The 14,464-nt window shown below is 61.7% G+C and carries 11 protein-coding genes; 3 read left to right on the forward strand and 8 right to left on the reverse strand.

Translation table 11 applies throughout. From position 1 onward, the window contains the following. The first annotated feature begins 31 nt into the window (after positions 1-31). Together QP884_RS03920 and QP884_RS03925 are read left to right on the forward strand one after the other, a co-directional pair. Positions 32-1,117 carry an S-(hydroxymethyl)mycothiol dehydrogenase gene (locus QP884_RS03920; RefSeq protein WP_005327163.1) on the forward strand — a complete coding sequence of 362 codons (1,086 nt, stop codon included), beginning with the start codon at positions 32-34 and terminating at the stop codon, positions 1,115-1,117. Continuing rightward, the gene (locus tag QP884_RS03925) at positions 1,117-1,731 is read left to right on the forward strand and encodes an MBL fold metallo-hydrolase (protein WP_269947142.1); all 615 of its coding nucleotides are present in this window, start codon (positions 1,117-1,119) and stop codon (positions 1,729-1,731) included. The genes QP884_RS03920 and QP884_RS03925 overlap by 1 nt, the downstream gene beginning before the upstream one ends. A 21-nt stretch (positions 1,732-1,752) precedes the next feature. On the opposite strand, the gene rfbA is transcribed toward QP884_RS03925, so the two are convergent. From rfbA to QP884_RS03960, 7 genes are all read right to left on the reverse strand, one after another. After that, positions 1,753-2,601 (reverse strand): glucose-1-phosphate thymidylyltransferase RfbA, encoded by an 849-nt coding sequence (gene rfbA, locus QP884_RS03930; protein ID WP_200435941.1) that lies wholly within the window; start codon positions 2,599-2,601, stop codon positions 1,753-1,755. After that, on the reverse strand, positions 2,602-3,957 hold the full coding sequence (gene rfbD, locus QP884_RS03935) for a dTDP-4-dehydrorhamnose reductase (protein WP_284820824.1): 1,356 nt from the start codon (positions 3,955-3,957) through the stop codon (positions 2,602-2,604). Positions 3,958-3,959: 2 nt separating this feature from the next. After that, positions 3,960-4,964 carry a dTDP-glucose 4,6-dehydratase gene (rfbB, locus tag QP884_RS03940; RefSeq protein ID WP_284820826.1) on the reverse strand — a complete coding sequence of 335 codons (1,005 nt, stop codon included), beginning with the start codon at positions 4,962-4,964 and terminating at the stop codon, positions 3,960-3,962. Positions 4,965-5,019: 55 nt separating this feature from the next. Next, positions 5,020-6,498, reverse strand: a complete 1,479-nt coding sequence (locus tag QP884_RS03945; protein ID WP_284820828.1) for an HNH endonuclease signature motif containing protein — start codon at positions 6,496-6,498, stop codon at positions 5,020-5,022. Between the two features lie 141 nt (positions 6,499-6,639). Beyond that, entirely contained in the window at positions 6,640-7,965 is a 1,326-nt protein-coding gene (locus tag QP884_RS03950) for a M1 family metallopeptidase (protein ID WP_284820830.1), read from the reverse strand. Between the two features lie 45 nt (positions 7,966-8,010). Beyond that, positions 8,011-9,090: an alpha/beta hydrolase gene (locus QP884_RS03955; RefSeq protein WP_284820832.1), complete on the reverse strand. Its 1,080-nt coding sequence runs from the start codon at positions 9,088-9,090 to the stop codon at positions 8,011-8,013. Between the two features lie 33 nt (positions 9,091-9,123). After that, on the reverse strand, positions 9,124-10,536 hold the full coding sequence (locus QP884_RS03960) for an alpha/beta hydrolase (RefSeq protein WP_284820833.1): 1,413 nt from the start codon (positions 10,534-10,536) through the stop codon (positions 9,124-9,126). 532 nt (positions 10,537-11,068) lie between these two features. Between QP884_RS03960 and lpdA the strand changes: the two genes are divergently transcribed. Next, entirely contained in the window at positions 11,069-12,481 is a 1,413-nt protein-coding gene (lpdA, locus tag QP884_RS03965; protein ID WP_005327177.1) for a dihydrolipoyl dehydrogenase, read from the forward strand. Positions 12,482-12,743: 262 nt separating this feature from the next. Here the strand turns inward: lpdA and ramB are convergent, their stop codons facing one another. After that, entirely contained in the window at positions 12,744-14,153 is a 1,410-nt protein-coding gene (ramB, locus tag QP884_RS03970; RefSeq protein ID WP_284820835.1) for an acetate metabolism transcriptional regulator RamB, read from the reverse strand. Between the last annotated feature and the right edge of the window lie 311 nt (positions 14,154-14,464).

Below are 14,464 nucleotides of genomic sequence, written 5' to 3' on the forward strand. Positions count from 1 at the left end.
CGGTTTTGAAAATATCGGTACGCTCGGGCGCATGACTGTAAAAGCTGTTATCGCCCGTTCCAAGGGTGCGGAAGTCGAAACCGTCAACATTGTCGTTCCTGACCCCGGCCCTAACGACGTCATCGTGCGCGTCCAGGCCTGCGGTGTGTGCCACACCGACCTCGCCTACCGCGATGGCGATATTGAAGACGCCTTCCCCTTCCTGCTCGGCCACGAGGCCGCAGGTGTAGTAGAGACCGTAGGTTCTGCGGTCACCCACGTGGAGGAAGGCGACTTCGTCATTTTGAACTGGCGCGCCGTGTGCGGCGAGTGCCGCGCCTGCAAGAAGGGCGAGCCAAAGTACTGCTTCAATACCCACAACGCCTCCAAGAAGATGACCCTCGAGGACGGCACCGAGCTCACCCCTGCGCTGGGCATCGGTTCCTTCGCTGAGAAGACCCTGGTCCACGAGGGCCAGTGCACCAAGGTAGAAGACACCGACCCAGCCGCTGCCGGCCTCCTGGGCTGCGGCATTATGGCGGGCCTCGGCGCGGCCGTGAACACCGGCGATATCCAGCTCGGCGAGTCCGTCGCTGTCTTTGGTTGCGGCGGCGTTGGCATGGCTGCCATTGCGGGCGCCAAGCTGGCGAGCGCAGCCAAGATCATTGCTGTGGACATCGACGAGTCCAAGCTGGAGACCGCTCGCGAGTTCGGCGCGACCGACACCATCTGCTCCAAGGATCTGTCGGAGCAGGAGGTCATCGATGCCGTCCGCGAGCTCACCGGCGGCTTCGGTACCGACGTCTCTATCGACGCCGTGGGCATCCAGCCCACTTGGCGCCAGGCCTTTTACTCCCGCGACCATGCCGGCCGCATGGTCATGGTGGGCGTGCCGAACCTCACCGACCACGTGGACATTCCGGCCATCGACCTCTACGGCCGCGGCGGCTCCATCAAGCCCGCGTGGTACGGCGATTGCCTCCCAGAGCGCGATTTCCCCGCTTACGTAGCGCTGTCCAAGGCCGGCAACTTCCCGCTGGACAAGTTTGTCACCGAGCGCATTGCGCTTGACGACGTCGAGCAGGCCTTTACCACCATGAAGTCCGGCAAGGTTCTGCGTTCGGTGGTGGAGTTCTAATGCGTATCGATAGCACGGTTACTTCTGGCAAGTTCCGCCTCGATGGCGGCGAGTGGGACGTGGACAATAACGTCTACGTCGTGGGCGATGACTCCAGCGTGTACGTGGTGGACCCCTCCCACGATCTGGATGCGGTAGCAGAGCTCGTTGGTGACCGCCGCGTGGAGGGCATCCTTTTGACCCACGGGCACAATGACCACTGCGAGCTCGCCCCCGAGGCCGCCAAGCGCTTCGATACCGAGGTCTACCTGCACCCGGACGATGACATGCTGTGGCAGGAGTCCAATGGCGATGCTCCGTACACGCCATTGGCGGACCGCGGGCAGTTCGATATTGGCGGCGAGAAGATTACGGTCTACCACACCCCGGGCCACTCGCCGGGCTGCGTGGTGCTGCACGTGGGCGAGACGCTGCTATCGGGCGATACGCTCTTCAACGGCGGCCCTGGTGCCACCGGCCGCAAGTACTCCGACTTCGATGTGATCATCGAGTCGCTGAAGAACGTCGTCTTCACCCTGCCGGAGGACACCAAGGTCCTGCCAGGGCATGGCGACGCCACCACGGTGGGCGCGGAGGCCGCGCGCATCGACGAATACATCGAGCGCGGTTACTAACCGCTGCGTGCTAGTACGCCTCTAGTACGCCCGCAGGTACTCGCCGTAGCCGGACTTAAGCAACGGCTCGGCGAGTTTTTCTAGCTGGGCGCGGTCGATGAAGCCCGCTTCGAAGGCGGCCACTTCTGGTGAGCCGATAACGATGCCGGTGCGTTTTTGCATCACCTCGACGTAGGCGGAGGCCTCGCTCATCGAGTCCACCGTTCCCGTATCGAGCCACACGCTGCCGCGGTGCAGGCGCTGGACATTGAGCTCGCCGCGGCGCAGGTACTCCTCGTTTACCGCCGTGATCTCCAGTTCACCGCGGCCGCTGGGCTCGATGCCCTTGGCTATCTCCACGACGGAGTTGTCATAAAAGTACAAGCCCACCACCGCGTGGTTCGACCGCGGTACTTCCGGCTTTTCCTCGATGCTGAGCGCATGGCCTGCGGCGTCGAATTCCACGACACCATAGCGCTGCGGATCCGAGACCTCGTAGGCGAAGATGATGCCGCCCTCCGGATCTTGGCAGTGGGCGAGCTCGCCGCCGAAGCCGTGGAAGATATTATCGCCGAGCACCAGCGCGACGCTGTCGTCTCCAATAAACTCCTCGCCGATCAAAAAGGCCTGCGCGAGCCCCTCCGGCCGCGGTTGGACCGCGTAATCGATCATGAGCCCGAGCTGCGATCCATCGCCAAACAGTCGCTGGAAGGCCCCCGCATCCTCTGGGGTGGTAATGATGAGGATTTCCCGAATACCCGCCTGAATGAGCGTGGTGAGCGGGTAATAAATCATCGGCTTGTCATAAATGGGCATGAGCTGCTTCGAGATGCCCTTGGTAATCGGGTAGAGCCGCGTGCCGGAACCGCCGGCCAGGATGATGCCTTTCATTTAATCCTCCGGGTACAGCGCCAAGTACAGGGCAAGCGCCGCGCGCCAATTCTGCGGCTTGAAGCCCGTAGCCTCGATTTTATCTAGCGCAAGCGTCGACTCCTTGGGGCGCGGCGCCTCGGGGCCCGCGATCTCGCGGTACTGCTCGGTGCTTACCGGAGTGACCTCGGCCGGGTCGTGGCCGAGCCCGATGAACACGGCCATGGCAATCTCATCGCGGCCCACGGTATCGCCCGAGTTGGAGAGGTTATACACTCCGTAGTCCGCACCGGAGTTGAGCAGGTGCACGATGCCCTTGGCCAAGTCCTCGGCAAACGTGGGCCGCCCGCGCTGGTCATGGATGACCTTCGGTTCCACGCCCTTAGTGGCCAGCCGGCGCATGGTGGACATGAAATTCTCACCATCACCAAAGACCCAGGAAGTACGGATGACGTAGTGCTGCGGCGCGGTCTGCGCGGCGGTATCGCCCGCGGCTTTCGACGCCCCATACGCACTCAGCGGCGACGGCAGTTCTTCCTCGGTGTGGACCTCGTTGGTGCCGTCGAAGATATAGTCGCTCGACACATGCACCAGCGTGAGTTGGTTCTCCGCGGCGATGCGCGCCAGCCGTGCGGGCGCTTCCGCATTGACGGCCCAGGCGGCGGCGCGGTCGTTTTCGGCACCGTTGACGTCGTTATACGCCGCGCAATTGATGATGGCGGAGTACTGCTTCCAATTCCGTTCTGGTGGGTCGGTGATGTCGAAGTCGGCGTGGGTGCACAATTCGGCGTCGGCAAGCAGGCGTTTGAGCGCACGCCCCAACTGCCCGTTCGCGCCGGTGACGAGGATACGCCGGGCAGGCATCGGGCTCACGTCTTCGAGGGCGGGGTGCTGCTTGTCCTTCTCCGAAATCTCGGTGGGCTCCAGCGGCCAGTCGACGATGTTGAGGTTCACCGCGGCGTAGCGAGCCTCGGCCGACCAGTGCTCATTCACCAGGTAGCAATAGGAGGTTTCCTCCAGCGCCTGAAAGCCATTGGCGACGCCCCGCGGGACAAACACCGCAGTCTCCGGCCCTACCTCGTGGGTGACGACTTCGCCAAAGCTATCCGACCCCTCGCGCAAGTCGCACCATGCGCCGAAAATCTTGCCCTGCGCCACCGAGACGAGCTTGTCCCACGGCTCAGCGTGCAGGCCGCGCGTAGCACCGGCGTGATTAAAAGAGATATTGTTCTGCACCGGCTGGAAGCTCGCGAGCTCTGGCGCGAGGCCGGTGAATTTCTCGCGTTGCCAATTCTCCTTGAACCAGCCGCGGTTATCGCCGTGCACGTCGAGGTCGATGATGAGCAGCCCCGGGATGGCGGTTTCGGTAATACGCATATCTACTGTCCTTGCTGCTTGTAGCGGGCTTCCACGTCTTCTTTCTCGGGCTTCCACCAGCCTTCGTTATCGCGGTACCACGCGATGGTGTCTTCGAGACCGGCGCGGATATCCGTGAACCGCGGGATCCATCCCAGCTCGCGACGCAGCTTGGTGGCGTCCATGGCATAACGCTGGTCGTGGCCGGGGCGGTCCGCCACGTGCTCATAGAGTGCGCGCCCATTGCGGGTGTGGCCCATGATTTCGCAGATCAGCTCAATGACCTGCTTATTATTAATATCTTCCTGGTCCGCGCCGATATTGTAGGTCTCGCCGATGCGGCCCCGCTCGAGGATGGCGAGCACCGCTTCGTTGTGGTCATCGACGTGGATCCAATCGCGCACCTGCTCGCCCGTCCCATAGAGCTTGGGCGAGTGTCCGGAAAGGATATTGGTGATCTGGCGGGGGATAAACTTCTCGATGTGCTGGTAAGGCCCGTAATTATTGGAGCAGTTTGAGATGGTCGCGCGCAGCCCGAAGGAACGCACCCATGCTCGCACGAGGTGGTCAGACCCCGCCTTGGTGGCCGAGTATGGGCTGGAGGGAGCGTAGGCAGTATCCTCGGTAAATTTGGTGCCTGCCCCGATTTCCAGATCTCCGAAAACCTCGTCAGTGGAGACATGGTGGAAGCGCGTATCGTGCTTCCGGCAGGCCTCCAAAAGGGTGAATGTGCCTACGAGGTTCGTGTGGATGAAGGGCGAGGGGTCGCGCAAAGAATTGTCGTTATGGGACTCGGCGGCAAAATGAACCACTACATCGGCAGCGGCGACGAGCGGTTCTACGGTGGCGGGATCGGCGATATCCCCCTCCACGAGGTCAATATCGAGGCCGGCGAGGTTGGCGCGGTTTCCGGCGTAGGTGAGTTTATCGAGCACCGTAACGCGGGTATCGGGACGCGCCTGGCATATTAGGCGCACGAAATTGGCGCCGATAAAACCGGCGCCGCCAGTGACGAGCATCGTTTGCATGGTTATCCAGTGTAGGGCAGTCGGGCGCGCGGCTGTGGCAGGCTGCGGGCCCCGGTCAGGCCGCGCCCGGGGGCGACGGCGGTGGCGAAGGTGGATCGGTGAGCCTGCGGGCCGGGGCTTGTTCCGCGGCGGGGTGGTCGTTGACCTCCACGGTGGGAGATAAGCCGTCGGTGTGGGCGGCTCGGTATCCTACCCGGCCCGTGTCGGGGTCTCGTTCGGCGTGTCCCATTCCGTTGCGGCCATCGCGGTAATCGTTATTGTCCACGTGGTGCCGGCGGCACAACAGAGTGAGGTTTTTGAGGTCGGTGGCGCCACCGTGAGACCAGGCTTGGAGATGGTGGACGTCGCAGTCCTGCCACGGGCGGTTGCATTCTGGGTGCGTGCAGACGAGTTCGGAGGCTGCGAGAGCGAGCTTCTGCCAGAGGGACGCGGTGCGCTTGGTGCGGCCAAGCTCGAGGGGGAAGCCCTTCTCATCCACGGCACAGAAGAAATCGTGCCGTGCGCCGCCGAGGCGGAGGAGATCGAGCGGGGTGAGCTCGATGCCGGTGCTGGTGGCGAAACGGGTATCTCCGCCCATCGCTTCTAGCTCCTCCAAGGTAGTGGCGACGAAGAAGGAGCCGAGACCGTCGGAGTTCTTTTGGGTGGCGGAGAGATAGCTGGATAGCGCAGCGGTCAATTGGTCCGCCATGCGTTGGGCATAGGTGCGGGTATCGTCCTCGGGACTGAGGTCCGCGCTGCCCTTATTCTTTGCGGGCGCGAAGGCGCTGGCGAGGATGGCAGCTGCGGAGGCATCGAGATAGCCGGAGATGTGCACGCCGCCATCAGCATCTTGGCGGGAGATACTAAAGCGGCGCTTACGGGTAGCGGCGTGCGGATCGGGTTCGCCGGCTGGGTTGAGCGCGTGCCTATTTGCTTTGCGGATGGCCTTGCGTAGCCATTCGCGCAGGGAATCGAAGGAACGACGCTTGGCCTGCTCGAGAGCCTGGTTGCGCAGTTCGCTCGGGCCCGGGATGGCGTACTTGCTGAGGCTGCGCAGCTCGTTTTCGATGAGGTTGAGGATGCGCTCGGGGATAGGATCTTCCTCAAAGAGCTTCTTGCGGCGCTTCTCCTCCTCGCGGCGCTCGCGGTCAGCGCGGCGGCGGGATTCCTCCTCGGCTCGGGCGCGTGCGGCATCGTCCGCATCGGGGTCCGCAGGGGGAGTGGGCTCCGGATCGGGGATGGGTGCGAAGAGGTTGCGTCCATTGCGGAGGCGGGTGGCGGCCTCGGCATCGGTAAGGCCTAGGCGCGTGGTCAGGTAGTCCTTGGCCTTGGAAGAACCAACGCGGCGGCCGGCGTCATCCCGCTCCGCGATGAAAGCGAAGGCGGCGTCGATGGTGGACTTATTGCCTAGCGCCCGCTCCAAGTGTTCGAAATGCGAATGAAGAAGCTCGAAGGACAGATCGGAGGGATCCTGCATGAGGCTGCGCAGCTGGGTGAGCCCAGTGGCAACCTGTGCGATGGCGGAGTCTATCTCCGCGTGCTTGGTGGTCTGCATGTTCCCTCCCTTCCTTTTCGTTTACATGTTCTATATTACCCAGATAAAACACCCTGTCAACAGGAAAGAAGGGATTGGTCAATAGATTAGACATTCCCCAAACAAACGCAGGCAAAACCCCACAAAACGGGGCCAAAGCCACTAACTCGGGAAGGGAGGAAGGGCCTTCTGGTTGAGCCAGGTGTCTACGGTGGCGTCGAAAAGCGCGGCGTCAGGAGCGGCGGCGCGGAAGGCATCCAGCAGCATGGAGGGCTCTACCACCGAGTGTTGGTGTTCGGTGAGGTAGCTGCGGAGGGTGGTAAAGAAGGCGTCGCCAAGCAGGCGGTGAATGGCGTGCACGGTCAAGGCGCCGCGCTTATACACGCGGTCATCGAACATATCGCGCGCACCCGGATCGGAAACGGTGAGATTCTGCGCCTTGCGTCCCAGGACGTTGTAGTGGGAACGTGCCGCCTCGCGCGCGGTGGTCTCGCCCTTGTGCTCGCCCCATAGCCACTCGCTGTAGCAGGCAAAGCCCTCGTTGAGCCAAATATCCTTCCACTCGCCCAGGCCCACGGAATTGCCAAACCACTGGTGGGAAAGCTCATGCGCAATAAGACGCTCAAAGGCGTGATCGCCCTTGATGTGATTGGAGCCAAAGATGGACAGGCCCTGCGCCTCCAGCGGAATTTCCAGCTCATCTTCCGTGATGACCACCTGATAATCCGCAAAGGGATACGGGCCATAGAGGGAGGAGAAGAAGTCCACCATTTCCTGCTGCTGGGCAAACTCATTCAGCACGCGCTCGCGCAGCGCGGCCGGCGCCCAAGCGCGCGTGGAAGGTCCCAAATCGAAAGAAGAGAACTCTCCTACCTGCACCGTCGCCAGATAGGTGGCCATGGGCTCGCGGGTGCGGTAGTGCCAGCGCGTGGTGGAACCGCCCGCCCGGCGGGAGACAAGGTCACCATTAGATACCACGATGAAGGGATCATCGGCCGTAATGATGATGTCATAGAGCGCCTTGGCAGAAGGCGTATCGTCGCAGGGGAACCAGCTCGGCGCGCCATTGGGCTGGCTGGCCACCAGCGAACCGGACTCGGTTTCTTCCCAGCCGATCTCGCCCCAGGTGGTGCGGATCGGCCGCGGGCTGCCGCCATAGCGGATCACCAGCTCAAACTCCGTGCCGGCCGCAATCTCCTCTGCGAAGCGCAGGCGCAGCTTGCCGGAGGATTGGCGGAATTTAGCTACCCGCGGCGCACCCTGTGCGGTCACGCGCCGGGCCACCATCGCCCCGCCCAGATCCAGGGTCAGGGACGCCAAATCCTCATCGGTCCGGATGGCCAAAGTAGCCTCGCCGTGGAGGAGGTTGGGCTCCACGCGGTAGGTCAGGTCCAGCGTGTAGTGGGAGACCTCGAAACCGAGGTTAAAATCCACGCCGGTATAAGGATCAGTGTGGGCACGCGAAAGGGCGGTAGGAAGCAACTTCATAATGCTGCAAGCCTACCGCCCTTTTAGCCGTGGAAAGAAACGAGCTTATTTATTGAAAGCGCGCTCGAAGACCGGCCAAGAATCCTTGAGGTCCGCAATCCAGTGCGGCCAGGAGTGGGTGCCGGTATTGCGGAAGTTGTAGGTCGCCGGGATGCCAGCCTGGTCCAGCTTGGCCTTGAAGTTGTGGGTGCAGTAGTTCACGCCAGCCTCGATGGCGCCACCTTCGACCTGCAGCCGAGCGGAGCCCACAGCAGCGATAGCAGGGTTAGCTCCCTGATTCGTATAGTAAGAATACGTATCGGTTTCTCCGGCCAACCCAGAACCGGAAGAGATGTACAGCTCCGTGCCGCGCAGCTTCTCGTGGTTCATCATCGCGTCGTTGTAGCGGTTGGTGGGGGAGCCGAACGGGCCCCACATCTGCTCCGCGGTCGCACCGCCGCGGTTAACGGTAAGCTCAACGGCCTTGTGCTCTACCGGATAAGCGGTAGCCGCGCAGCCGGCGTAGGAACCGACGGCGTCGTAGAAGCCCTGGTTGTGCTCCGCCAACAGCAGGGAAGAGGTGGCGGACATGGACATGCCCGCGACAGCGCGGTGGTTATCGGCCTTGATGTGGCCCTCGATGGCGCCCGGCAGTTCCTTGGTAAGGAAGGTTTCCCACTTCTGCGGGCCCTTGAGGTACTTGGAGTTCGGCTCGGAGACCCAGTCGGTGTAGTAGGAGAAAGCACCGGCCTGTGGGACGACCACGTTGACGTTCTTGGAGTGGTAGAAATCGACGGCGTCAGAAAGCTTCAGCCAGTCCATGTCCTGCTCCGCGCCGCCTGCACCATTGAGCAGATAGATGGTGGGGCGGTTCTCGTCCGTCGCGCGAATGACAGCCAGCGGAATCTTACGGCCGTTCATGGCCGGGGAGGTGGCCTGCAGCTTTTCGACGCGCGGATCGTCCTTGTACTTCTGGTACCAAGTCTGCTGCTCCAGCTCTGGGGTGACCTCCAGCGGGGCCAGGGTGGACTGGGCGGCGTTGCCCGCTACCTGTTGCGGGGTGAGCTGTGCGGCCCCCGCCATCGGGGTGCAAGCCAAGCCTGCGCACACTGCGGTGCCGGCAAGGATGGAGCTAAGGCGCTTCATAGTGCTTCTTTCCTGTAGTTAATGAATTCCTGATTATTCGGCAGCGACAGCATCCACGGCGGCCGCTACAGCCTCCGCAGCGTCCGGAACCTCTGCGCCCTCAACGCCCTTGTCCTCGACAAAGTCCTTGTCCGGGGACTGGTCAGCGGCGCTCGGGGCGTCCTTAACCTGCGCATCTTCCTCGGCCTGCGGTGCCTCGATGGAAAGCTCGTTGGGCTTTACCTCCGGCACGGCCGGTGCCTCTGCAGCAGCCTTGTTAAAGCCGCGCTCGAAGGTTGCCCAAGAGGTGAAGAGGTCATTGCGCCAGCCTGGCCAGGAGTGGGTGCCGGTATTGCGGAAGTTCCAATCCGCCTTCATGCCCTGGGAATCCATCTTGGCCTTGAGGTCATGGGTGCAGGAGTTCATCGCGGCCTCGATGACGCCGCCCTCAACGATGAGGGTGGAAGATCCCGGAACACCCCAGTCATTGGCGCCGCCCAGGCCGGAGTTGACCGAAACATAAGTCTCGGACTTGCCCAGGTTATTCGGGTTAGCGTTCACCAAGGCATCGTTGTACACGTTGTACTCGCTGCCCATAGCGCCCCACATCTGATCGGCCGAGCCACCGCCGCGGTTGACGGTCAGCTGGGTGTAGAGGCGTGGCAGCGGGCGAGAGGTGGAAGCGCAGCCAGAGAAGGAGCCCACGGCGTTGTAGAAGCCCGGGTTGTGCTCCGCCAGCAGCAGGGAGGAGGTGGCGGACATGGACATGCCGGCAATCGCGCGCTTGCCATTGCCGCCGATGTGCTCTTCCAGTTTGCCCGGTAGCTCCTTGGTGAGGAAGGTTTCCCACTTCTGCGGGCCCTTGAGGTAGCCGCTATTCGGGGAGGATACCCAGTCGGTGTAGTAGGAGAAGGCGCCGGCCTGCGGGATGACCACGTTGACGTCCTTGGACGTGTAGAAGTCCACCATGTCCTGCACGCCCTCGGCCTCAGGGTCGATGTCGTGGTTGGCGGTGGCGGTCAGCCAGTCCATGCCCTGCTCGGCGCCGCCCGCGCCATTGAGCAGGTACAGGGTGGGGCGCTTCTTATCAAAGTTGCCGTCCGGGGTGATGACCGCCAGCGGAACCTCGCGGCCGTCCATGGCGGCGGAGGTGGCGGTCAGGGCCTTAACGTGGTTGCCGTAGTGCTTGCCTTGGCCGCTCTTGTGGCCGAAGGCATAGCCCTTCCACTTGTCCTTATCTTTCAGCTTGGCAATATCCACCACGCGGTTTTCGCCTTTGGTGGTGATGGCGTAGTTGATGTTTTCCGCATCCGCCGAGTCGGTGAGGTTAACCTCGCGAATGGTGGACGGGGTGGCGTCGCCCTGGATCTCGGCCGGCTCGACGGCGGAGGCGATAGGGGCGGAGAGGACTCCTGCCGCGATGGCGATGCCTGCGACGCTGGAGCCGATAGAGCGCAAAGTATGCATATTTTAGCTTCCTCGAGTTAAGAGAATCTTCTCAGTAGGTATCGTTCCGCAAAGCGGGAATGTTAGCAAGACTCTATGCCTTAATAGCCCTTTTAATGTAGCAAAACCTGTGACGCATGTGGTTTGTGTGTCATAATTCTGAACGCGGCGCGTATGTAACGGTGACGCTACAATCTCCGCTAGTACTAAACGTGTGAATAATGCGGTCCCCATCCGCGGGCCCATCCCTCGCTCTAGGCAAGTAAAAACACAGAAAGAAGCATAATGAACGTTTTCGATTCCATCCTCGTGGCCATCAACGAAGTTCTGGGCCAGTTCCTGCACACCGGTTCCTCCATGTCCTCCACCGCTGCACTGGCTCTCGGCCTGTTCTAAAACACCGAGTCCATAGCCCTGCGTGGGGGCGTCGCGCGCTTGCCGACGCCACCGTGCAGGGCCTTTGCGCGTTTTACCCCCGAAGCGTGGGGTACTCGGGCACAAGAGTGTGACCCAATGCGCGACATGGAGGGGAAAGTTACGTATCCTAAAGGGCGTGACTAATGAACATTATGACGTAGTAGTACTCGGCGCGGGCCCTGGCGGCTACGTGGCCGCCATCCGTGCAGCTCAGCTTGGTAAGAAAGTTGCCGTAATCGAGAAGCAGTACTGGGGCGGTGTCTGCCTCAACGTAGGCTGCATCCCTTCCAAGGCGCTGCTGAAGAACGCTGAGGTTGCCCACACCTTCAACCACGAGGCCAAGGACTTCGGCATTTCTGGCGATGTTTCCTTCGACTTCGGTGTTGCCCACAAGCGTTCCCGCAAGGTTTCCGCGGGCATCGTCAAGGGTGTCCATTACCTGATGAAGAAGAACAAGATCACCGAGATCAACGGCCTTGGCTCCTTCAAGGACGATAAGACCATCGAAATCACCGATGGTGACGACAAGGGCAAGACCGTTACCTTCGATGACTGCATCATCGCTACCGGCTCCGTGGTCAAGTCCCTGCCGGGCGTAGAGCTCGGTGGCAACATCGTCTCCTACGAGGAGCAGATCCTCAACGATGAGGCCCCGAAGTCCATGGTCATCGTCGGCGCCGGCGCCATCGGCATGGAATTTGCTTATGTTCTGTCCAACTACGGCGTGGACGTCACCATCGTGGAGTTCATGGACCGCGTCCTGCCAAACGAGGACAAGGACGTCTCCAAGGCCATTGCCAAGGAGTACAAGAAGCTCGGCGTCAAGCTGCTGACCGGCTACAAGACCACCTCCGTGAAGGACAACGGCGATAATGTCACCGTTGAGGTGGAGTCCAAGGACGGCTCCAAGCAGGACACCCTCACCGTGGACCGTGCCATGATCTCCATCGGCTTCGCCCCGCGCACCGAGGGCTTCGGCCTGGAGAACACCGGCGTTGAGCTCACCGAGCGCGGCGCTATTGCCATCGATGACACCATGCGCACCAACGTCGACCACATCTACGCCATCGGTGACGTCACCGCGAAGCTGCAGCTCGCCCACGTTGCTGAGGCCCAGGGCGTTGTCGCCGCAGAGACCATCGCCGGCGTGGAGACCCAGCTTTTGGGCGACTACATGAATATGCCGCGCGCTACCTTCTGCAACCCGCAGGTCGCTTCCTTCGGCTACACCGAAGAGGCTGCCAAGGAGAAGTTCGCGGACCGCGACATTAAGGTTGCTACCTTCCCGTTCTCCGCTAACGGCAAGGCCGCTGGCCTCAATGAGACCGCCGGCTTTGTCAAGCTCATCGCGGACGGCGAGTACGGCGAGCTCATCGGCGGCCACATGGTGGGCTCCAACGTATCTGAGCTGCTGCCGGAGCTGACCCTGGCGCAGCGCTTCGACCTCACTGCTGAGGAAATCGGCCGCAACGTTCACACCCACCCGACCCTCTCTGAGGCCATGAAGGAGGCTGCCGAGGGCATCGGCGGCCACATGATTAACCTCTAAGCAGGGCTGCTTGCCGACGTCCGCCTTTGAGCGCGACGCCAGCGGCACCGCACCGTTCTCCCGCTCGTCGGAGGGAGACGGACTGCGGTGCCGCTTTCTGTTTGTAAGCACTACTCGAAAATTTTTCGAGTAGATTTCGAGTAGGCTTCGAGTACTGCCAAACCGGCAGGTCATAACGTTATTTACTCGAAACGAGCTCTTTCGAGTAGCTTTCGAGTAGCTTTCGAGTAGTTTTCGAGTAGGTCGATTGGCGCCCAAGACGCTAGTAGGGTGCAACTGCGGATCGGTGGGCGTCGACGTTGATGACTTCATTAATGGGCGGGAAGGCGCGCTGCGCGCAGTTCTCGCGCGGGCACGTGCGGCAGCCGGAGCCGATGGGGGTGGCCGAGGAGAGATCGGTGAGATCGAGTCCCTCGGCGTAGACGGTGCGGTCGGCGTGGCGGGCCTCGCAGCCTAGGCCGATGGCGAAGAGCTTATCGGTATCGCCAAAGCGCCCCTGGTGGTGCTGGACGGCGCGCGAAATCCACAGGTAGTTACGGCCATCGGGCATCTGGGCCAGCTGGCGGGAGATAATGCCGGGCTGGGTGAAGGTCTCGTAGACATTCCACAGCGGGCAGGTGCCGCCATTATTGGAAAAGTGCACGCCGGTGGCGGATTGGCGCTTGGACATATTGCCTGCGCGGTCGACGCGAACAAAAGTAAAAGGAATGCCGCGGAGGTTATCGCGCTGCAGGGTGGACAGGCGGGAGGCCACGGATTCATAGCCCACGCCGAAGACCTGGCAGAGGTATTCCACGTCGTAGCCCGAGCGCTCGGCCTCGGAATGCATCAGTGCATAGGGCATCACGGTGGCCGCGGCGAAGTAGCTGGCCAAGCCGCGCTGCGCGAGGTTGCGCGAAGCATCCGAGGTAAACGGCTCCTCCTCCACTAGGGAAGCGATGTCGTCCCCGGCCTCGAGGAAGCTCAGCTCCGCGGCCATACGGAAGGCGCGCTGGCCTTCGCTCAGGCGCGAAGCGAGCCGGAACTCGCCGGTCTCGCGGTTAAAGCTGTGTAGCGTGCCATCCATCTGGGAAGTGATGTGGATATCTACGTTGTGGCGATCGCGCAGGCGCTGGGCCAGGGCATGTTCGGTGTCGCGGATGCCGAAGTGGGTGACCGAGAGGGCGTCGGCAAGCTGCTCTGCATGGTGGTCCAGGTTGTCCAAGTAGTTCTGGCGAGCGTAGAAGAAGTCGCGCACCTCGTCGTGCGGCATGGATAGGGCCTGGGTGGCCTCGGTGGTGCGGCGGGCATCGGTGGCCAGCGAAAGCTTATCGCGCACATTGCGGTAGCGGCGGTGGACGTCTACCAGCGTGCGGGCCACGGTGGGGTGGTTATAGACCAGCTCGGAGAGCTCCTGCAGTTCGACGGGGGAGGGGCAGAGCTCCTTGTCTTGGATGACGTCCTGGATCTCGGCAAGAAGGCGGGAGTCATCGTCGCGGGAGAAGAAGGTGGCATCGACGCCGAAGACTTCCGTGATACGCAGGAGCACCGGCACTGTGAGCGGCCGGACGTCGTGCTCGATCTGATTGACGTAGCTGGCGGAGAGACCCAGCGTCGCGGCAAGGGAAGCCTGACTGAGATCGCGCTCACGGCGAAGCTGGCGAAGGCGGGATCCCACATACGTCTTACTCATGCCGGCAAGGTTACTGGCTGGCCTGCGGGTGTGCACCCTAATTGCAAAGATCTTGCGAAGAATGTTCACCCGCCTGTGGGCTACATGTGGGTTTCATGCGAAAGTTTGACACATAAAGGGGTAAGGCGGTCACTCTAGTAACACCGGGTGACCAAGTTCACAACTGTGGAGGGAATTACGCAACGTCAATATTGCGGAATTCCGAGCAGCCAAGGTAGTGACGTTTTACCCCAAGGCTTCTAAGGCAACCCTTACCTAAAAGAATTATGACTTTAACCGTACCGCCGTACCGTAAGGCGAAACGCTGCAGG

The sequence above is a fragment of the Corynebacterium tuberculostearicum genome (assembly GCF_030229345.1).
Classification (GTDB): Bacteria; Actinomycetota; Actinomycetes; order Mycobacteriales; family Mycobacteriaceae; genus Corynebacterium; species Corynebacterium tuberculostearicum_G.